This is a genomic window from Cognaticolwellia mytili (assembly GCF_002104475.1).
Classification (GTDB): Bacteria; Pseudomonadota; Gammaproteobacteria; order Enterobacterales; family Alteromonadaceae; genus Cognaticolwellia; species Cognaticolwellia mytili.
The window spans coordinates 1,019,636-1,040,273 of record NZ_NBOF01000002.1; the positions used below are offsets into that span (position 1 = coordinate 1,019,636).

At 38.0% G+C, this 20,638-nt stretch carries 19 protein-coding genes; 7 read left to right on the forward strand and 12 right to left on the reverse strand.

Translation table 11 applies throughout. From position 1 onward, the window contains the following. Positions 1 to 193: 193 nt before the first annotated feature. On the reverse strand, positions 194 to 1,393 hold the full coding sequence (gene tyrS / locus B7C41_RS09355; RefSeq protein WP_085298507.1) for a tyrosine--tRNA ligase: 1,200 nt from the start codon (positions 1,391 to 1,393) through the stop codon (positions 194 to 196). Positions 1,394 to 1,550: 157 nt separating this feature from the next. Here tyrS and B7C41_RS09360 point away from each other — a divergent pair, with 157 nt between their 5' ends. The 4 genes from B7C41_RS09360 to B7C41_RS09375 all read left to right on the forward strand — a co-directional run bounded on the left by B7C41_RS09360 (position 1,551) and on the right by B7C41_RS09375 (position 5,196). Beyond that, a complete protein-coding gene (locus B7C41_RS09360; RefSeq protein ID WP_235839668.1) occupies positions 1,551 to 2,969 on the forward strand; it encodes a peptidoglycan DD-metalloendopeptidase family protein in 1,419 nt (472 codons plus the stop codon). Continuing rightward, complete coding sequence (locus B7C41_RS09365) at positions 2,959 to 4,110, forward strand: anhydro-N-acetylmuramic acid kinase (protein ID WP_085298509.1); 1,152 nt, start codon at positions 2,959 to 2,961, stop codon at positions 4,108 to 4,110. The genes B7C41_RS09360 and B7C41_RS09365 overlap by 11 nt, the downstream gene beginning before the upstream one ends. A 169-nt stretch (positions 4,111 to 4,279) precedes the next feature. After that, positions 4,280 to 4,471 carry a hypothetical protein gene (locus tag B7C41_RS09370; RefSeq protein WP_085298510.1) on the forward strand — a complete coding sequence of 64 codons (192 nt, stop codon included), beginning with the start codon at positions 4,280 to 4,282 and terminating at the stop codon, positions 4,469 to 4,471. A 329-nt stretch (positions 4,472 to 4,800) separates the two neighbouring features. Continuing rightward, entirely contained in the window at positions 4,801 to 5,196 is a 396-nt protein-coding gene (locus B7C41_RS09375) for a hypothetical protein (RefSeq protein ID WP_085298511.1), read from the forward strand. Positions 5,197 to 5,519: 323 nt separating this feature from the next. Here B7C41_RS09375 and B7C41_RS09380 read toward each other — a convergent pair whose 3' ends face one another. The 5 genes from B7C41_RS09380 to deoC form a co-directional block, all read right to left on the reverse strand. Next, positions 5,520 to 5,888 (reverse strand): sulfite exporter TauE/SafE family protein, encoded by a 369-nt coding sequence (locus tag B7C41_RS09380; RefSeq protein WP_235839669.1) that lies wholly within the window; start codon positions 5,886 to 5,888, stop codon positions 5,520 to 5,522. 121 nt (positions 5,889 to 6,009) lie between these two features. Then, positions 6,010 to 6,264, reverse strand: coding sequence for a cytochrome C oxidase subunit IV family protein (locus tag B7C41_RS09385; protein ID WP_085298512.1), 255 nt, complete (start codon positions 6,262 to 6,264; stop codon positions 6,010 to 6,012). 8 nt (positions 6,265 to 6,272) lie between these two features. Beyond that, positions 6,273 to 6,890: a cytochrome c oxidase subunit 3 family protein gene (locus B7C41_RS09390; RefSeq protein WP_085298513.1), complete on the reverse strand. Its 618-nt coding sequence runs from the start codon at positions 6,888 to 6,890 to the stop codon at positions 6,273 to 6,275. Between the two features lie 380 nt (positions 6,891 to 7,270). Then, positions 7,271 to 7,906, reverse strand: a complete 636-nt coding sequence (locus tag B7C41_RS09395) for an alternative oxidase (protein WP_085298514.1) — start codon at positions 7,904 to 7,906, stop codon at positions 7,271 to 7,273. Positions 7,907 to 8,078: 172 nt separating this feature from the next. Next, positions 8,079 to 8,837, reverse strand: a complete 759-nt coding sequence (deoC, locus tag B7C41_RS09400) for a deoxyribose-phosphate aldolase (protein WP_085298515.1) — start codon at positions 8,835 to 8,837, stop codon at positions 8,079 to 8,081. Between the two features lie 164 nt (positions 8,838 to 9,001). Here deoC and B7C41_RS09405 point away from each other — a divergent pair, with 164 nt between their 5' ends. Then, entirely contained in the window at positions 9,002 to 10,429 is a 1,428-nt protein-coding gene (locus tag B7C41_RS09405) for an aminotransferase-like domain-containing protein (protein WP_085298731.1), read from the forward strand. A gap of 190 nt (positions 10,430 to 10,619) precedes the next feature. On the opposite strand, the gene ssb is transcribed toward B7C41_RS09405, so the two are convergent. Next, the gene (gene ssb / locus B7C41_RS09410) at positions 10,620 to 11,303 is read right to left on the reverse strand and encodes a single-stranded DNA-binding protein (protein WP_085298516.1); all 684 of its coding nucleotides are present in this window, start codon (positions 11,301 to 11,303) and stop codon (positions 10,620 to 10,622) included. A 178-nt stretch (positions 11,304 to 11,481) separates the two neighbouring features. Continuing rightward, positions 11,482 to 11,880 carry an acyl-CoA thioesterase gene (locus tag B7C41_RS09415; RefSeq protein WP_085298517.1) on the reverse strand — a complete coding sequence of 133 codons (399 nt, stop codon included), beginning with the start codon at positions 11,878 to 11,880 and terminating at the stop codon, positions 11,482 to 11,484. Between the two features lie 128 nt (positions 11,881 to 12,008). On the opposite strand from B7C41_RS09415, the gene B7C41_RS09420 reads away from it, so the two are divergent. After that, positions 12,009 to 12,707 (forward strand): 2OG-Fe(II) oxygenase, encoded by a 699-nt coding sequence (locus B7C41_RS09420; protein WP_085298518.1) that lies wholly within the window; start codon positions 12,009 to 12,011, stop codon positions 12,705 to 12,707. Between the two features lie 136 nt (positions 12,708 to 12,843). On the opposite strand, the gene pssA is transcribed toward B7C41_RS09420, so the two are convergent. The 3 genes from pssA to B7C41_RS09435 all read right to left on the reverse strand — a co-directional run bounded on the left by pssA (position 12,844) and on the right by B7C41_RS09435 (position 18,387). Further along, positions 12,844 to 14,163 (reverse strand): CDP-diacylglycerol--serine O-phosphatidyltransferase, encoded by a 1,320-nt coding sequence (gene pssA, locus B7C41_RS09425; RefSeq protein WP_085298519.1) that lies wholly within the window; start codon positions 14,161 to 14,163, stop codon positions 12,844 to 12,846. A gap of 64 nt (positions 14,164 to 14,227) precedes the next feature. After that, on the reverse strand, positions 14,228 to 16,165 hold the full coding sequence (locus tag B7C41_RS09430) for a methyl-accepting chemotaxis protein (RefSeq protein WP_158089108.1): 1,938 nt from the start codon (positions 16,163 to 16,165) through the stop codon (positions 14,228 to 14,230). Between the two features lie 191 nt (positions 16,166 to 16,356). Beyond that, positions 16,357 to 18,387, reverse strand: a complete 2,031-nt coding sequence (locus B7C41_RS09435) for an NADPH-dependent 2,4-dienoyl-CoA reductase (RefSeq protein ID WP_085298521.1) — start codon at positions 18,385 to 18,387, stop codon at positions 16,357 to 16,359. A 194-nt stretch (positions 18,388 to 18,581) separates the two neighbouring features. On the opposite strand from B7C41_RS09435, the gene B7C41_RS09440 reads away from it, so the two are divergent. Continuing rightward, a complete protein-coding gene (locus B7C41_RS09440) occupies positions 18,582 to 19,127 on the forward strand; it encodes a GreA/GreB family elongation factor (protein ID WP_235839671.1) in 546 nt (181 codons plus the stop codon). On the opposite strand, the gene B7C41_RS09445 is transcribed toward B7C41_RS09440, so the two are convergent. After that, complete coding sequence (locus tag B7C41_RS09445) at positions 19,128 to 20,492, reverse strand: MFS transporter (protein ID WP_085298522.1); 1,365 nt, start codon at positions 20,490 to 20,492, stop codon at positions 19,128 to 19,130. Between the last annotated feature and the right edge of the window lie 146 nt (positions 20,493 to 20,638).

A 20,638-nucleotide genomic window follows, 5' to 3' on the forward strand; every position in this document is an offset into this window, starting at 1 on the left:
AATAATTGAATACGATGAATTTATAATCATTTTTTAATTTGGCCCCTTAAGGCTTATTGTTAATTTGTTATTTATCATTGTTTGTTATAAAAAAATATTATAAAAAAAGGCCAGTAATAATTACTGGCCTTTAATGTGTCATTCTTCGTAAGAAAGCGAAGCTAAAATGTGGATTATCAGTTAATAAATAACCCTATTTAACAGTGATTTTAGCAAATTTACGTTTACCTACTTGATAAACAGCAGTAGCACCAGCGCTAATCACTAATTTATTATCAGTAATTTTCTCACCTTCAATTTTTGCCGCACCTTGCTTTATCATACGCATAGCGTCAGAAGTGCTGGTGACTAAACCGGCTTCTTTTAATAAATTGGCAATGGCAATTTCACCGTTTTCAGTAACAACATCCATTTCAGGCATATCATCTGGCAATGCACCTTTTTGAAAACGATTAATAAACTCTTGGTGAGCCGCTTCCGCTGCAGCTGCATCATGAAAACGCTCAATCAATTCTTTTGCCAAATCAATTTTCACATCACGTGGATTTGAGCCCGCAGCAATTTGTGCTTTGTAATCATTGATCACTTCAATAGGTTTAAAGCTTAATAACTCATAGTAGCGCCACATTAATACATCAGAAATTGACATTATTTTTCCAAACATCTCGTTTGGTGCATCAGTGATACCGATATAATTATTCAACGACTTAGACATTTTCTGAACGCCGTCTAAACCTTCTAATAATGGCATCATCAATACTGTTTGTGGACGTTGACCTTCAGATTTTTGCAGTTCACGGCCCATTAATAAATTAAATTTTTGATCGGTACCGCCTAACTCAACATCAGCTTCTAATGCCACTGAATCCCAGCCTTGCACCAACGGGTACATAAACTCATGAATGGCAATCGCTTGGCCGCCAGCATAACGCTTTTTAAAATCATCACGTTCCATCATACGAGCAACAGTTTGGCGTGAGGCTAATTTCAGCATGCCAGCAGAGCCTAACTTTTCCATCCACGTTGAGTTAAAAGCTACCGTTGTTTTTGCTGGATCTAGAATTTTGAATACTTGTTCTTTATAAGTTTCAGCATTTGACAGCACGTCTTCTTTTGTTAGCGGCTTACGGGTAACGTTTTTACCGGTTGGGTCACCAATCATGCCCGTGAAGTCACCAATTAAGAAAATAACTTCATGTCCTTGCTGTTGGAACTGACGTAGCTTATTAATCAGTACGGTATGTCCAAGGTGCAAATCTGGTGCTGTTGGATCAAAACCCGCTTTAATTTTTAACGGTTTGCCTTTTTTTAGCTTTTCCAACAACTCATCTTCTAGCAGAATTTCTTCCGCACCACGTTTTAATTCTAAAAACGCTTGGCTTACATCTGACATTTACTAGGCTCCAAACAAGGGGGTAATAACATTTAATGGCCGAATTCTACTGCAAATTCAACTGCGGTGAAAACCCTATCATTGTTTCAGTTGATATTATTTTGTTATAGTAAACGTTAATTGTTGTAATAAACTCTCATCTATAGGTCTTAGCTTTTTGAAAAATATAAAAAATTTATATTTTGCCTTACCAAAACAGCACCAAATAATTATCATTTCCTGTGCTGCTGCGGTGTTATTTTTATTGATGGTGCCGTTAAAAGGCACTAATCAACTTAACTCTAACGCAAATGGCGAATTTAAAGCCGGGCAAAGATACCAAGTAGCGATGCCAGAACAAGACAGTAAATCGACGGTAAAAGCAAATATTCAGTTACCCGCTAAACAGCTAACGCCTGTCACCATTAACCAAAGTAATGAAAGCGCTGTTGCCAAACATAAAGTCAATGACATTGATGAAAATGCAGCGCAATTGAATTGGCAGTCGGTGAAAGTCAGAAGTGGTGATTCTTTAGCAAAAATATTCAAACGCAATGATTTAAATGCTACCACAACGCATAAAGTGATCACGGCTAAGGGCCAAGAAAGCAAGTTATTGAAAAAACTCAATGTCGGCGATATTCTACGCATCGGTAAAGACAATAGCGGCACGCTTGTTTCGTTGGAATATCCAATATCAAAAGCGGAAACCTTATTCGTCAATTTACGGGGCCAGCAATATCATTCCCATAAAGAAAGCAAGAGCATTGAAATACGTGAAGCTTTTTCCCAAGGCATTATTAAATCTAATTTTTGGAATGCCGCCTCTTCCGCCGGTTTAAATGACGGGCAAATTATCAACCTAGCTAATGTCTTTGGCTGGGATATCGATTTCGCCTTAGACATTCGCAAAGGTGACAGCTTTAATGTCATTTTTGAGAAAAAATATATTGAAGGCGATTTCATCGGTACCGGTAAAATATTGGCGGCTGAATTTGTCAACCAAGGAGATAACTTTCAGGCTATTCGATTTACTGATGATGAGTACTACTCTCCAGATGGCAAAAGTATGAGAAAGGCATTTTTACGTGCACCAGTGAGCTTTAGATATATTAGCTCTAACTTTAATCCAAAACGTTTTCATCCGATTCAAAAAAGAGTGAGACCTCATAACGGTACCGATTACCGCGCGAAAAGAGGCACACCAGTTGTCGCGGCAGGTAATGGCAAAGTTACTCACGCCACCTATAACAAATACAACGGCAACTACGTTTTTATTCAGCATGGCAATGGTATAGTAACCAAGTACCTACATTTTTCTAAACGTGCAGTGAAAAAAGGTCAGCGTGTTAAGCAAGGACAAGTGATTGGTTATGTCGGCTCAACGGGTATGTCACAAGCGCCACATTTACATTATGAGTTCTTACTTAATGGCGTCCACCGCAACCCTAGAACGGTTAAGCTACCGGATGCCAAACCAATTAGTTCGAAATATCGAAAAGCCTTTAAGGCAGTTGCTGCACAGCGCCTGACTGAATTATCAGGTTCTCGTCAAGCATTAGTCTCTATGCAGGAAAGTAGCATCAATGCTGACTAGAAATAACGAAAAGCTACGTTATATTGGCCTAATGTCTGGTACTAGCGCTGACGGCATCGATCTTGCCCTTGTTGAGTTTGACCCAATTGAAGCTGAACATGCCAACGGTGCAAAATTAACTGCCAGTTATTATCAAGCCTATAATGATGTAACCCATGGCAAAATTACTGAGCTATATAACCCAAGCGATAATGAAATTGATCGTGCTGGTAGCTTACATGTCGAACTAGCGCAGAAGTTTGCCAAGGCAATTAGCCAGTTTTTAATTCAGCAACAACTCAAACCTGGTGACATCACAGCCATCGGTTGTCATGGCCAAACAATTCGCCATCGTCCAGTGAAAAATGCTGATATTACTGCACCATTCACCTTACAAATAGGCTGTTTACAAACCTTAGCAGTATTGACTGGCATTCGTGTCATTGGTGATTTTCGTACTAAAGACATAGCTCTCGGTGGCCAAGGTGCGCCATTAGTACCTGCATTTCATCAAGCTATTTTTGGCTCAGCCGAAAAAGACGTATTTGTTGTTAATATTGGTGGTATCGCTAACATTACCTTTTTACCTAGAAACGCTATCGAGCAAACCACTGGTTTTGATACCGGCCCCGGCAATGCTTTAATGGATTATTGGTTTTCAAAGCATCATAATGCTCGGTATGATGAAAATGGTACTTGGGCAAAATCAGGCGATATTTCAACTTCTTTACTACAAGAAATGCTAGATGATAAATATTTCAAGCAAGCCGCGCCAAAAAGTACTGGTCGAGAGTATTTTAACCGTCAATGGTTAACCAGTTTTATAGAAAACTCGTCACTGTCATCTGCTGATATTCAAGCAACATTAACCGCCCTAACAGCAGAAACAATTGCCAATGAAATTGGTCGACTAAGTACGAAATCTGACGTATATCTTTGTGGTGGTGGTGTTGAAAATAGTCACTTGGTTTCATTATTAAATCAAAAGCTTAGCAAGCATTCAGTTATGAATACTCATACAAAAAAAATAAATAGTGATTCATTAGAAGCAATGGCTTTTGCTTGGTTAGCACTGGCTTTTGATAAAAATATTTTTGGCAACATCCCTGCAGTAACAGGGGCTAGCAAGCAAGTCGTTTTGGGTGTCAGTGTTAATCCATAAAAATCACTAGATTTGAATAATTTTCTCTTTATAATAAACTGTCCTAGTCGAAAAAAAGCACACTTAATGCATAATATTTGAACTATTTAAGGTGGTGAGTTTCTAAGTATATGTAGTTTGCTTTATTGGATAACAGATTCGATAGTCGACAACAACTGAGGAGGAAGCAATGGAATTTAACGATATTCATATTGGTATGAAATGCGGTAGTAAAAAAGGTAGCGGCACCGTTACTTGGATAGACGGTTCAACCCGTACTATTTATATGGCAAATACTGATAACAATAATAGTTTTGAAGTTGGGTTTGAAGAGATAGTTGACGATCCTCAGGCACACAACAAAGAAGACACCTATTACTAAGCTTCGCCATATCAAGATATTTAATATGAATTAGCTCCTTCGGGAGCTTTTTTATTGCCAAATATTTATTCCTACATGGTAATTAACTCACTAAACGCATACTAAATAATGATCCAAGAATTGAATAGTTAAGCATTAACTGATGTCGGCATGAATTAGTAAACTAGGCAATGAAGATTAATCTGCAGACTCAGCGCTATTTTGGCAACATGTTATATCTAAGAAGTTGCTCAATAACTACTTTAAATTCCTCCACCCTCTTTACAGGTTGGCTTAAAAAAGTTATTAATTAAACAGTAGAGTAAAAATATATCGAGTTAGGTTATTATTTGAAAGCAGAATTTATTCCTCACGGAAAATGCAGTTATACTGTTGATGATAACATCATTACCATTGATGCGACGGGCCCATGGAATTTGGAGTTTTTTCAACAAATGCACCGTGAATTATCAGAAATTATTTTACGTGATGTCGATTTCCATAATTTTGCCATATTACTGGTGTTACGAGGTGACTCATTCGCCACGCAAGACGGTTTAAATTATCATCTCAATCTGGTCAAACGAGGTCCAACCAAGGCACTAGCCCTGAACTCTGAATTAAGCAATGCTGCGCAAATTACACAAAGTACTTTTAAAAAGGTATATGATCAAGCTCACTTGATAAACCAAAATTTTGACTCAACAGAAGCGGCAAAATCATGGTTGAGAACTAAACTAACTTAGTGCTTCACCTGTTTACTCACCTCTCGCTTTAGTTATTCCAATACCATAAACACAAGTTTACTGCTCTACTATGTCTCACATAAATCATCTAAAAATTATATAATTAAGCCTAATTAGGTAATAAAGCTATAATGTTAAATCTTGAATAAAAAGAAATATAGCAAGCTTAACGTCATCATAGGTATCATTAACGGCAAAACGTTTTTAAATAGAGAGTATTTGTCAACGTTTACCACTAGGAATAGGTAGAAAGGAAAATTTGAGTAAGTGCTGCTCATACAGAACCGGGGTTGAATATATTACTAGCACTTAACTCACAAAGTTTACTGTTTAAAGACCTTATTTCCTGACCATGACCGAATCAACGCCCATACTGCAAGCACAATAAAAATAGTGTGTACCAGTACGAAATAGGTGATAACAAATACCCAAGTCCAACCTGAGTTAAAACCACCTAGAAGTATCATCAAAACACTAACAGCTATCAACGCGCCTGCCGCAATTAAATTAAGTTTAATTGCGAATTTTAGGTGATACTCAGACAAACTATTAGCATTACACTTATTCAGTTTCAACAATAATGCAATAAACGCTAGCACCGGCAAAAAAGTTAAGTTAAGTATCGACCACAAGGCGATAACAGAAGCTTCTTTGATTTGTTCTTTACTTTGAATCTTTGCTTGTAAATTCACTATTCACCACCTTACTTTGATTGTTTAAATTATTATATTGATAGCCAAAATAGTTAACATTAGCCTGTAAATTGTTTGGCTATACAACGAATAAATCTCAATCCTATGGTTAAACTTTACGCTAGAAAAAAACCGTAGCAATAATTAACGATGGAAATAAAATTAAATACATTCGCATTAACCAGCGTAAATTTCTATTAGCATGTTTTAATTCCATAAAATGATCAATAACAGTGATGCCTTTATACATTACCGTTAAAGCAACAATAATGCTAACTAACGCTGTCGACTCAAACTGTTCACCCAAAAAGGTGTTAAACAGTGTAATGAATATCAGTATTGCCCAAAACCATTCTAATTTTTTAAATTGTTTCATATTAGCCTCTAACGTAACACGTAAAGTAATGGGAAGATTAAAATCCACATTAAATCAATCATGTGCCAATAAACTGCAAGCGCTTCAAGGCCACTGTGCTCAGCCGCAGAATATTCTCCAGCGCGTAAACGAAATATCACCCACAAAATAGCGCAAGATGCCCAGCCTACGTGTAAAAAATGGTTAAAGGTCATATAGTAGTAAACCGTGTAAAACTCATTAGTACTAGTGCTCAATCCTTGTAGATTATTCCAATAGAACTCCCACGTTTTAATAATAAGATAGAATGCACCGCAACTAACCGCTAACCATAAATAACGTTCACATTTTATACGGTCATCGAGTCGAATATTCATCATAGCTTTTGCCATAAAATAACTACTCGATAATAAAATGATGGTATTTGCGACACCTAAACTAGTGCTCAAGCCTTGTGGGCCTGTTGCAAACACTTCGGGATAATGGTACTTGGCAATAAAGTAAGCGACAAAGAATATCGCAAATTCGGTTAACTCAGATAAAATGCCGACCCAAATCGGAATGTTTCCGGGAATTCTACCAGCACTTTCTTCACTCCAAGAACGAGGAAAAATACCTAATGATTTACTTGGATATTCGTTATTCATATCAACCTTACTCAATGTAACGCTAAACTCAGCATCAATACTATTTAGTTAAGATAACTTAGAAAGGCTATGTTCACCCCAAATGCCATCAACATGGTGTTAGCTAAAACTACAATATAATTAAAGCTATCATCAAGAAGTTGTTGCCTATAGAACCATATACCGTTCTCAGGCAACCGCCCAATACGATATCGATAGCATATATAATTAATAAAAAATTTAAGTGATATAAATCAAACCTAATAGTGATGGATATAGATATCTCATCAATATCTCGCTAATCTATTAAATTAACTAAAATTAAAAGTAACCCTTTTATAGTCCTAGTAGCGGTAGGACAAAGGGATGGTGTTATACAGCTACTGTTTATAGCTTCAAGATTAATGCTGATGCGCAGGCAAGTTTTTACTTTCATATGCATCAGCAAATAAGTGATTGCGATCGCGATGCTTAGCTTCATCATCGCGAATTCTTAAAATTACGTCTCGTAACATTGCATCTGACGGCAACTTGTAATAATCAATGGCCATTTTTGGGGCTATAACGTTTTCAACTTCACCTTCATCAATTTTATTCAGATATTCGGTATAACTTTTACAGGCCTCCTCTTCAAAGTATCCCACTACACGATGTGCAATCTTAGAAGACAGCACATAAATTAAGCCATATACAAAAATGAAAACACCTTGCCCCAACAAGACTAGCGATCGTTCAATCCAACTAGGCTTAGCAATGTCTAAAAATATCATCAGGTGCATTCTTTCATTTTCTGCCTCATCCAATAACTCACGTATCCACCCATCATCATCTTTCATTCGACGTAGTGCTTTTAAATGGTTAAACATCCCCGCCACCATCCCAGGTACCGCGGCGATAGTTTCTAAAATTACTGCTCGTTTGGCGTATTTTTTTCCATAAAAAATGTTTAAAAGAAACTTGAGACATTGCGTTATTTTATATGCAACGTGCTCCGAGAATTTAGAAGCATTCTTGTGTTTTAATTCAAAGTTCGACATGTGAAGACCCTTTAATTTTAAATGATAGCGATATCAACATATGACTTAATTTACATAACTCATTAGTTAGGATCGCTACGCTGTATTTAATAAAACTGCTTTCAATAATTTTATTCATTTTTATTGCCTTATGCAGAAGCAATAGGAAAAGCACTACTTCTCCTGACTACTTTTAGTCAATATCTTTGTCTAAAGTATGAAGCAGATTAATAAGTAAGCTCGAAGCCCCGAAACGACAGTGCATATTGTTATTCGTCCATTTAGTACCAAAAATGCTATCAGCCATCATAAAATATGCTTTTGCATCTTCAACGGTGTTTACACCGCCAGACACCTTAAAGCCAACAGAATTTTCAGCTCCCACTTTTTTTATCACTGATAACATCGTCTTGATAGCATCAGGAGTTGCATTAATAAGCACCTTACCCGTAGATGTTTTGATCATATCAGCGCCGGCCTTAATTGATATTTCAGTCGCTTTCTTGATCAAGGCTTCAGTTTTTAGCTCTCCTGATTCAATAATAACTTTAAGGAAATTATTACCGCAGGTGGCTTTGCACTGCTTAATCATTTCAAAGCCAACATTTTCATTTCCCGCTATTAACGCACGATATGGAAATGTGACATCAACTTCATCTGCCCCGTATATAAGAGCAGCTTTTGTTTCCGCAACTGCAATATCAATATCATCATTTCCATGAGGGAAGTTAACCACTGTGACAACTCGAATATCGGGCGTACCTTGCAAGCGTAACTGCTTTTTTGCCAAAGGAATAAATCGCGGGTAGATACATACAGCGGTTGTATTACCTACCACTGTATTAGCACTTTTGCACAGCTCGATTATTGTCTCATCGCTGTCATTATCATTTAAGCTAGTGAGATCCATTAATTTAATTGTTCGTAGCGCCACAACTTTTAAATCGCCCATAAAGATTTCCTATTAAATAATATTATCAATTCAACTAGAAAGTGGAGGTATTATAAAAAGAAACAGTTTTTATAATAGATACAGAAATGTAATTTTTAGGTATAACAGATCATTGCCATGCTATAGTCCATAAATCGATGGAAAAATTTAAAGGTGTTATTTCATTGGCAAAATATGACCTTCTAGTAGAAAAAGTTAAACACCAAATTCAAAATGAAATTTGGAATGTCGGCGATAAGCTACCTTCATTACGCAAGCAAGTTGAAATTTCAAGCATGAGTCTAATGACGGTGCTGCACGCTTATCAAATATTAGAAAGCCAAGGATGGATAGTTTCTCATGCCCGTTCAGGGTATTTTGTTGCACCAAAAATTCAATACGCCAATTCAGAGCACAATAGTTCAGATGCAGCAATTCATACCACTGAAAATGTTGATATTAATAATTTAATTTTTGATGTTTTGCAAGCGAGCAGAACACCGAATATTATCGACTTTGGCTCAGTTTACCCTGATCCAAAGTTATACCCTCGCTTGCAGGTAAATAGAGCTCTTATGGCGGCTGCGAGCACGATGCCAACATCAAGTGCTTTAGATAATCTCCCTCCAGGAAACAAAGATTTACGTCAAATTATTTCTAAGCGTTATGCTGCTCAAGGAATGAATGTTCATCCAGATGAAATTGTTATTACTGCTGGCGCATTAGAAGCATTAAATTTGAGCCTTCAAGCAGTAACTCAGCCTGGTGATTGGGTTGTAGTGGAATCTCCAACCTTTTACGGATCACTACAGTCTCTTCAAAGGCTCAACTTAAGAGCCCTGTCTGTTAGAGCTCATCCGAGAAATGGAATTGATCTCGATTCATTAGAAAAGGCACTTCAGTCGCATTCTGTAAAGGCTTGTTGGCTGATGACTAATCATCAAAATCCTTTAGGGTGCACGCTATCAAATGAAAAAAAAGGTCGTTTGATTGAGCTATTGGCTGAGTATAATGTCTACCTGATTGAAGATGATGTATATAGCGAGCTATATTTTGGTAGCAAAAAACCATTGCCCGCAAAAGCTTTCGATCAGCAAGGGATGACAATGCATTGCTCATCTTTTTCTAAAACACTTGTCGCCGGATTCCGCATTGGTTGGGTAGCTGCAGGAAAAATGGCACTGCCGATTCAAAAGCTCCAATTAATGAGCACATTGTCAGCTAGCGCTCCGATTCAACTTGCCCTAGCTAAATACCTTTCTACTCGAAATTATGAAAAGCATTTACGTCAAATGCGAAGAATACTAGAACAGAGGAAGTTTACGACCTGGCAGATACTAAGCACTTATCTCCCATCTAGTGTCAATGTAAATTATTCAGAAGGTGGGTATTTTTTATGGGTTGAGTTGCCGAAACATATGAGTTCTATAGATTTATATCATCAAGCTTTAAAAGAAAATATTAGTATTTCACCTGGAAAGATGTTCTCGGCGAGTGAAAAGTTTGATCATTGTTTCCGAATCAACTCTTCTTTCGAGTGCTTAGCATCGGAAGAAAAGGCAATAAAAAAATTAGCTGAATTAATTCAAAATTCAATTAATAAGGGAGCATAAGTATCAGACAAAGATATAGTACAGTGTATAATTCAAACTCATTTTAAATAATCTACACTAGAGCATTACAAGCAGGTAAAAACCTAATATTACTTAGCTAACTTTCCTCCCTTCTAAATTTTTTGTTTTAAAACGAAAAAGGCGAGCATGAGCTCACCTTTTTTTAACAAATAATACTCTTTAGTAAGGGCTAGAACGGTATATCATCATCAAAGTCGATAGTTGGTTCTTGTGGGTTTACCTTAGGTGCAGACTGCTGTTGGAAGCCACCGCCTTGCTGTGGAGCAGACTGTTGCTGAAAACCACCACCTTGTTGTTGAGCAGGTTGCTGTTGGAAGCCACCGCCTTGCTGTGGAGCAGACTGTTGCTGAAAACCACCACCTTGTTGCTGTTGGAAGCCACCAGATTGCTGTGCTGGTTTATTATAAGCTTGCTGTGGAGCCGCTTGTTGCTGCTGGAAGCCACCAGATTGCTGTGGAGCCGCTTGTTGCTGCTGGAAGCCACCACCTGCTTGAGCACCACTACCACCACGTGAATCTAGCATTTGCATTGTGCCGTTAAAACCTTGTACAACAATTTCAGTTGTATATTGATCTTGGCCCTGGGCATTTTGCCACTTACGAGTTTGCAAGGCGCCTTCAATGTAAACTTTAGAGCCTTTCTTTAAGTATTCACCCGCTATTTCAGCTAACTTACCGAACATAACCACACGGTGCCATTCAGTTTTTTCTTTTTGTTCACCCGTTTGCTTATCTTTCCAACTTTCAGAAGTTGCAATAGTGAGGTTAGCAACACCACCACCGTTAGGCATGAAACGAACTTCAGGATCTTTCCCTAAGTTACCTAAAATAATTACTTTATTGACACCAGCCATGAACAAAATCCTATAATTGCAGTAAAGCAATGCTCTACTGATTTAACATTACTCCAAGCGACAACTTGCTCAGAGTATTTATTTTTAATAACGATAAGGGATTCTACCACTACAGGTAAAAAATTACGCTAGATTTACCTGCTTTTTCTAAAATATTTTATCGACAAAAAATCCACTTCTATTCAGTAATAAAGATGTGCTTTTTCATTTCATTTTCTACGTTAGATGGTATTTTTAAAGAACTCTGATTTTCATAACAAAAATGCACCATCACCGCGGTGCCTGACGCACATTTAATATCGTTCTGCCATAATTCTTGATAAACATCGAAAGATGAGCCTCCAATTCTGCTAATGTAGGTACGTAAGGTTATTTCTTTACCATAATAAATTTGTGCATGAAAATTAACATCAATTTTTGCCAAAATCAGGCGCCATTCGTTAAGGTTTAACTCTGGCATAAACCATTTAAAAACAGGGTCTCGTGCCCCTTCAAACCAAACAGGCACCATTGTATTGTTGATGTGCCCAAGTGCGTCAGTATCGCTAAATCGAGCTGTTATCACTTCGCTAAACATAAGAACTCTTTAATAAACGGAAATTTACCAAGCATTCTACAGATATTTAATTATAAGGTAATTAAATTCATAACGCTTTGTTGTATGCTTGAGCCATATTAATAATAAAATCAAAAGATACTAGAACCATGACCGATTTCATTGAAGTATATCCAAATGCACTGAGTCCAGAGTTTTGCAAAAAGTTTATTCTGGACTTTGACAACAGCAAGCATAAAGTTCCAGGAATAACTGGTGGTGGTGTCGACACGACTAAAAAGCTTAGCCAAGATATTTACTTAAATCAGCATGCTGATTTTCAACCAGCCCTTCAAACCATACTTCAAACTTGTGGTGAAAACATTACTGATTATATTGGTAAATACTTTTTTAGCTTAATTAGTGGTATTTCACTTACCGTCCAACACCCAAAAACCAAAGAACCCGTCGTATTGACTGCGGATAATTTTGAAGAAATAGGAAAGCCAAATTTATTTAATTTGGTACGTTACCTGTTTAATTTAGCTCCTGTTAATGCTCAACGTTACGAACAAGGAAAAGGAAATTATGGATATTGGCACTCTGAAATATTTCCACAATTAGGCGAAAATAAAGCATTACACCGGGTTTTATTATTTTTGATTTATTTAAATGATGTTGAAGAAGGTGGAGAAACAGACTTTTTCTATCAAAATAAAAGCATTAAACCTAAAGCTGGCACTATGATAATAGCTCCATGTGGTTTCACCCATACACATCGAGGAAATATACCTATTTCTTCAAGTAAATATGTTTTGACTTCTTGGGTAAGCTTTAACCCCGCAAAGCAAATTTATACAGCAGGTTAAATTTACAATTATTGCTTGAGCAAAGCATCACTATTCAATGCTACACGTGGCATCATGACATACCGTTCGTCCTAAACATAAAAAAGCATAATGAAGACATTATGCTTTTAAAGTAGTAGATTGAAGAAAATAAATTTTAAAGAAAGCGTTTTAACAATCGATCTATTTGTGTCATTTTAATCTTTTTCAGTAGTTTTCTCGGTTTATCTGGATAGCTATTAATCCCCTCTATTTGTGACGGGTTACTGATGACTTTCGTATGCGCAGTTATGCGTTGCAACTCTTCAGTAAACTTCTCCAGTAGTAAGCCTTGTCGATCATCCAATAAAATACCGTTTTCAATATCTAATGCCCAGGCCCGAGGGTTTAAGTTACTTCCCGTCAACATGTGGTAGCGGTTATCAACTACTAGCCCTTTGAGATGAAAACTGTTTGAGCCGTCTTCCCACAGTCTTAACGTTAGTTGACCATTATCTAAATATTTTTGACGTCGTGATAAAAATGCTACCAATAGACGCTCATAAATATAAGGTACTATTTCAACCGTTGAAAAAGTTTCTTCATTAGCATTGTAAAAGTCATTAGCTTTCTTATCACCAACAGTCAGTGTCACTTTTACGCCGCGTTTCAGTGCCGCATCTAAATTACGTAATAATGGTTTAGGTAAATTAAAATAAGGAGTAAAAATTACTAATGAATTTCGACTACTTTTGACTAAATCTTGGATCACACGATTGAGTTGATTACCTCTACGGCCACACCCAACAAACATAGCAGCTTGAATGTCAGCAGGTTCACTATATGGAAGTTCACGGTATTTAGAGTTTTTCAGCAATTTAGTTAAACGAATAATATTACGTTTGAGCGTTGGTTTATCAGGCAAACCTGCTTGATTCAGCCTAGGAGCAAGTTTTGAGTCAACAAAATAACGTTGAAAATAATCACAAAAATTATCAGCTAATGCTTGGCTTTGTAGACGGTAGTAGCGGTCAAGACGATAACGATCCGCTTGCTGTAAATAAACGTCATTAATACTTGCACCTGAATAAAGCAGTACGTTATCAATTACCATACCCTTTAAATGCAAAACACCCAGTAATTCTTTACGCTTAACGGGCACACCATAAATTTCAATCGACACTTGATGCTGCTGTTCAAGCTCGAGATAGTAATCACGGTTGCCACCGTGCTCTTTCTGGCCGATTAAACCACGCTGTGCGCGATGAAAATCAACAAACAGCCGAATATCTAATTCGCTATGTCTTGCTTTCGCTTGATATATTGCTGAGAGTATTTCACGTCCGGCTTCATCATCTTGGATATAAAGCGCAGAAATATAAATACGTGATGTTGCTTGTGAAATTTCAGTCAAGAGTAACTGTTTAAAGTCAGCCGCTGAGGCCGCTATTTCAATATCTTGAACAGCAAGCCCGGTAGAGGATTTAAATGTCGCCATCTTAGCGAACAGCCTTAAAAATACAGGCAAAGTAAAATTTATTATTATTCATTAACGCGTTTAATTATTTCTTCAAAGTGAATTGTGCCAATTGTACCGCAAGTTCTTCCGCGAGTTGAGAAATATTCGCCCCCGCACTTGCCGCATCTTCTGCCGATTGTAGTAAATTGTCCGTACTTTCGGCAATATCGTGGGTATTTCCCGTAATACCAACCACCATATCACGTTGTTGCTCAACCGCTGTTGATATTTCAGTTGTCGCCATCACTATCTCATTAACGTTCTGGCTTACTTGTTGAAAGGTTTCAGCTACTTGCGCTGTTTTTTCAACACCTTGTTCGGCTTTTTCTACACCATTTTTCATTGCTTCAACAGAGCGACTTGTGCCCAGTTGTAATTGTTCAATAATACGCTGAATTTCACTGGTCGAATCTTGTGTTCTACTCGCTAAAGTTCTTACTTCATCGGCAACAACGGCAAAACCTCGGCCTTGTTCGCCGGCACGGGCAGCTTCTATGGCAGCATTTAGTGCGAGTAAGTTAGTTTGGTCGGCAATTTCTCGAATAACATTAACGAAAGTGCCAATTTCTGAACTGTGAACCGCTAATTCATTAATCACATCAGCTGAAGAATTAACTTGTGTCGATATCTCGGTGATCACATTCGCCGTATCGTTAATCACTTGCTCACCCTGATTAACATTAACACTCGCCTGTTCGGTTAACTGTTGAGCGCCAGAAGTATTGGACGAAATAACCTGAACAGAGTCGTTTACTTGGTTAATTGAGCTCGCAACTTGATGCGTGTCTTGCTGTTGTTGAGCTATATTTTGCTCCATGGCTTCTGTTAAGGTGTTGATATTAGTTGCGGCTAATTTTAACACCGAAACGTCGTTATCAACATTCGAAAGCAAATCATGAATTTTACGCTGCATTTGACTAAATCGTTGAGCAATATCACCTAACTCATCTTTAGATTCACTAACAATTTCTTGCGAGAAATCACCATTACCCAATCGCTCTGCGGCTAAGTTTATTTTCTTAACGTTTTGACTCAACGAATGATAAATACCGACTAATAAGTAACTAATTGCCAACATAATGATGACCAGCATTACTGACAGTGACCACAGCACTTGCGTACTGCTACTTTTTAATTTTTGAATACGTTTAATCAGCAGCTGTTCTGATGTGGTCATTAACGCCAGTAATTTTTGATACTGAGCATCACCTAAACTTCTTGCTTGATTTGCACTCCATTGAATGCTGTCTGGGTTTATCACTTCTCGACGTAATGCCGCTTGAAAGTCGTCCAATGCCGTCGTGATGGCTTCATATTGGCTGATATAGTCATTAAACATATTAGGTGCAACACGCTTTAATTGTTCATTGGTTTTTGCGTATTGTAATTGCAACTCATCAAGTCGATTATCTAAAGCAACCAGTAGGGTATAGGTTTCAGCACTAAAACCGTCATTACCTATAATAGAAAAAGTTAAATCTTTAATACGGCCGATATATTCAACTAATGCTGGCACTCTAATCACTGCAGCTTCTGCAAGATAGAAAGCTTGCGGATCGGGTTCGCGAGATAAACCACTAACCGCCGATAAATTTTCTCGCAAAGCAAAAGTTTTATCATAAAACATTGCGAAATCACTGAACTGCATTTTACCGGTTTCTAGCGCTTGCCAACCTTCGAGTAAAATTTGTTGATCTTGTACGGGTATTTGTAAGGCATTAATTTGTTCTGCAACGTTGCTCATATTAGAGAAATTTAAGCGACTCTCTCCAGCTAATTGTTCGAGTTTGGTCACCGCAGCTATTTGAGCATTACCGGATAGTTCTTGCTGGTATTGGTCTAGATCATGAAACTGTTGATTTACAATCCAAATAAAGCTGACAATAAGTGGGGCATAAAACATCAAGGCTAATAAAGAAAATTTAGCTTTAAACCTCAACGAGTTTGAAATTGCAATCGCGGGTTTGAATATTAGCGTCATAGTCACTCTCATCTATTTTAGTATCAACAATATGCTTTAATAAGCATATCATCTGACCACGATAAGTTAATGATTATTTCAATTTAATTTACGGTAGTTTTACCCCCGATTTTTTAAGCATAGCTAAAGACTAGTATTTACCCGACAGCTACCAACATTGCACCGCCAGGTAATCATGGCATTATCTATATTTAGATCTTCGCCGCTAACTCAGCCGCTTGTCTTATTGCTCTTTTAGCATCTAACTCAGACGCTACGTTAGCACCACCAATAAGATGTGCTTGTGTGCCTTTGTCTTCAAGTTGTTGATATAAAGTGCGCTCAGACTCTTGTCCAGCACAAATAATGACATGGTCAACGGGCAGGGTTTGCTGTTTATCATCAATGGTGATAACTAAACCTTCATCGTTCACTTCATCGTAGCTAACACCTGCCAGCATTTGCACGCCATTTTTCTGCAATGTCGCACGATGTATCCAACCCGTAGTTTTACCTAAACCGGCACCAACCTTAGTATTTTTACGCTGTAACAAGAAGATTTCTCTAATTGGCTCTTCCTGCATTTTAGGTTGAATTAAACCACCATTTTCTTGGTAGTCTTTATCAACACCCCAGTTTTGTAACCATTTTTCAGGGTTAGTGGTTAATGACTCATCTTCCACTAAGAATTCAGCGACATCAAAACCAATTCCGCCAGCACCGATGATGGCAACACGCTTACCTACGGGTTCTTTATCACGTAAAACTTGTAGATACGACATCACTTTTTCATGCTCAATACCTTTAATATCAAGCTTTCTTGGCACAATGCCGGTTGCTAGTACAATTTCATCAAAACCAGCGGCAATAAGTTCATCAGCACTTTGTTCTTGGTTTAAATTCAAGCCAATATTAAGCAAAGAAATTTGTTTATTAAAGTATCGTAGTGTTTCAAAAAACTCTTCTTTGCCTGGGATTTGTTTAGCATAATTAAACTGGCCACCAATTTCAGAACCGCGGTCGAAGATTTCAACACTATGTCCACGCTGAGCCGCATAAACACTAAAGGCAAGTCCGGCTGGGCCTGCTCCTACTACCGCTATCTTCTTATTAGTTTTAGCTTTCTCAAAGGTTAATTCAGTTTCATAACACGCTGTTGGATTCACTAAGCATGAAGCTCTTTGCTGCTTAAATACATGGTCCAAACAGGCCTGGTTACAACCAATACAGGTATTAATTTCGTCACTTTTGTTCGCTGCAGCCTTGGCAACAAAGTTCTCATCGGCTAAGAATGGTCGTGCCATCGACACCATGTCTGCTTGTCCGGTTGACAGGATCCCTTCGGCTACTTCTGGTGTATTAATACGGTTAGTTGTGACCAATGGCACAGAAACTTCTTTCTTCATTCGTTCAGTGATCCAAGTAAACGCAGCACGTGGCACTGATGTTGAAATAGTAGGTACACGTGCTTCATGCCAACCAATACCAGTATTAATTAACGTTGCACCTGCTGCTTCAACGCCTTTCGCCATGGTAACAACGTCTTGCCAACTGTTACCACCTTCAACTAAATCAAGCATGGATAAGCGGAATATGATGATGAAGTCATCGCCTGCGCTAGCCCTTACTGCACGAATGGTTTCAATGGCTAAGCGCATTCTATTTTCAATACAGCCGCCCCACTCATCGGTTCTTTTGTTCACTTTGACACAGCTAAATTGATTAATGAGATAACCTTCAGAACCCATGATTTCAACACCGTCATAACCCGCTCTTTTCGCTAATTTAGCAGAGTGAGCAAAGTCTTTAATTGTGCCTTTAATTTGGCGAACTGACATCGCTTTTGGGGTGAATGGGTTAATTGGCGATTTAACCTTACTCGCAGATACGCTAAATGGATGATACGAATATCTGCCCGCATGTAGTAACTGCAAACAAATTTTTGTTGGGTATTGATGCACAGCATCGGTAATTTTTTGATGCTTACTTACTTGCCAAAATTTACTTAATTCGCAACCAAATGGCGCTAATCTTCCGCGAGTATTCGGGCTAATGCCACCAGTAACTATTAGGCCAACACCACCCTTTGCACGAGCCTGATAAAACGCTGCAAGCTTATCAAAGCCACCTTTTTCTTCTTCTAAACCGGTGTGCATTGAGCCCATTAAGGTTCTATTGGCTAGCGTAGTAAAGCCCAAGTCTAATGGAGCTAATAAATGTGGAAAGGCAGCGTTATCATTCATAATAAGTCACTTTTTGGTTGTCATATAAGTTGTATTTAAAGCTAGTTCAGTTTTTTTGGTCGAACCAGTAAGTTATAAAGTATCTGTATTACTGGTAAAACTCAAGCTTAATTTGACACCTGTCAGATTGATTTTTTACGCTGAAAAACACTATTCCTTAAAAGATGATGATTTACTTTCCCTACAATCTCCGTATGCTGCGCTATATTCAACATCCTGTGCCTATGCGGGGAAGCGCTATTAATATCAACAAAAACATTATCATTGCTAAAATTGTTGCGCAGTTACAGCAAGAGTTAACGCTAGCATTAGCCGCTGCAGATAATGCACATAAAGCAGCAACTGATGATCAATCGGTTGCAGAAACGCAATATGACACTCTAGCCATTGAGCAAAGTTACTTGGCTGAAGGACAATCGAGACGTGTAGCTGAGATTCGTGAAGCGATTAAAAACTTCGAGGACTTTCAATTTAAGATAGTTGAAGAACAGACAACGGTTGTATTGAGTTCATTAGTACAAATGGAGCAGGATATTGCTAAGCAACAGTGGTTTTTTATTGCCCCTGCAGCTGGTGGTTATCGTTGCCAGGTAACAGAGCAAGACAGGCTAATAAGCATTACCGTGATCACCCCGAAATCACCAATGGGGGCAGCGTTATTAGGTAAAGAACTAGATGATGAAGTCAAACTATCAATAGGTGCAAAAACCCTTTGTGACTTCATCACTGATATAAAATAACTAGCTATTTAATAACGCTTTAATGTTAACCAAGTCAGCAGTTTTATCATCAACTTTTAAATAAGCAACAGCTTCATCGTGCATTATGGTTGCTTCAATAACACCGGGCATTTCACTCAGTTGTTGGGCAACTTCATGAGCCTTCTCGTCACTAGCAATGTTAGTTTTAAAACTATAAGCCTTAGATTTTTTCAATGGTTTCATACCCAAAGTGAGCAGCACCCAAACCAGTCCAAATAGTGCCATCACTAAGAAAATAGACTGTTCGCCAAATTCACTGGCAATAAAGCCACCTAAAATACCACCAGCAAACGCCCCTAAAAATTGGCTGCTAGAGTATATTCCCATCACACTACCTTTAACGCCCGCAGGAGCAATACGGGATAATATTGAAGGCATCGTCGCTTCTAAGTAATTAAAAGCAGTAAAAAACATCATTACTAGTATCACTAATGTTGTGATGCTCATGGGTAAATACCAAAGTAATAACAAGGCTAATGTCAGTAAAGCAACGGCAGCGGTGAACATTTGGTTCTCTTTTTGCTTTTTCATACCGATGATCATAAACGGCACCATCAAGAAAAATGAGCCAATTAAGGTCGGTAAATAAAGCTGCCAATGTTGTTCAAGCGCTAAACCGCTAGCAACAAATTGTTTTGGCAAGGTAACAAAACACGCAGTTAGCGCCATATGAAGAATAAATACGCCCCAATTTAAACGCGATAATTGCCCATCAAATATTAAGCTGCCAAGCTTCGACGGTAAGGCAACATTGTCACCTTTGGGTGCAGTATTAATTGAATTTGGTACGATGAATTGAATTGTTAACATGGCAAAAATGGTTAAAATCGCGATAAACCAAAATAGACCACTTAAGCCAAAGGCTTGTGCGACGATAGGACCAATAATCATCGCAATAGTAAATGAAACACCAATAAACATACCAATAGTCGCCATGACTTTTGGTCGCTGTTCTTCACGGCTTAAATCAGCAGCTAAAGCCAGTATTGCACTGGCAATAGCACCGGTACCTTGTAAAGCTCGACCAATAACCACACCGTAGATAGTTTCTGACATTGCTGCAACAACACTACCAATGAAAAACACCACTAACCCGGTCAATATTACTGGTTTTCGTCCAAATTTGTCCGACAAAATTCCCATCGGAATTTGTAATAACGCTTGAGTTAAGCCATAAGCACCAATGGCTAAACCTATCCAAATTGGGCTATAGCCAATAAGTTGTTCACCGTAAATGGCGAACACAGGCAAGATCATAAACAGACCTAACATACGTAAGCCAAACACTGAGGCTAACGAAATTGCTGCCTTTTTCTCAATACTATTTAAACCGGATGCGCTCATGAAAATGTTAACTCTACTTAAACTCGATAGTAAACTTCAAACCTAGCTGTTACTAGCTGCCAATACAGCAATAATAAAGCTAGAAAAACGCGCGTATCTTACCACGGTCACCGAATGAACAAAAACAGAGATTTAAGATGAATTCG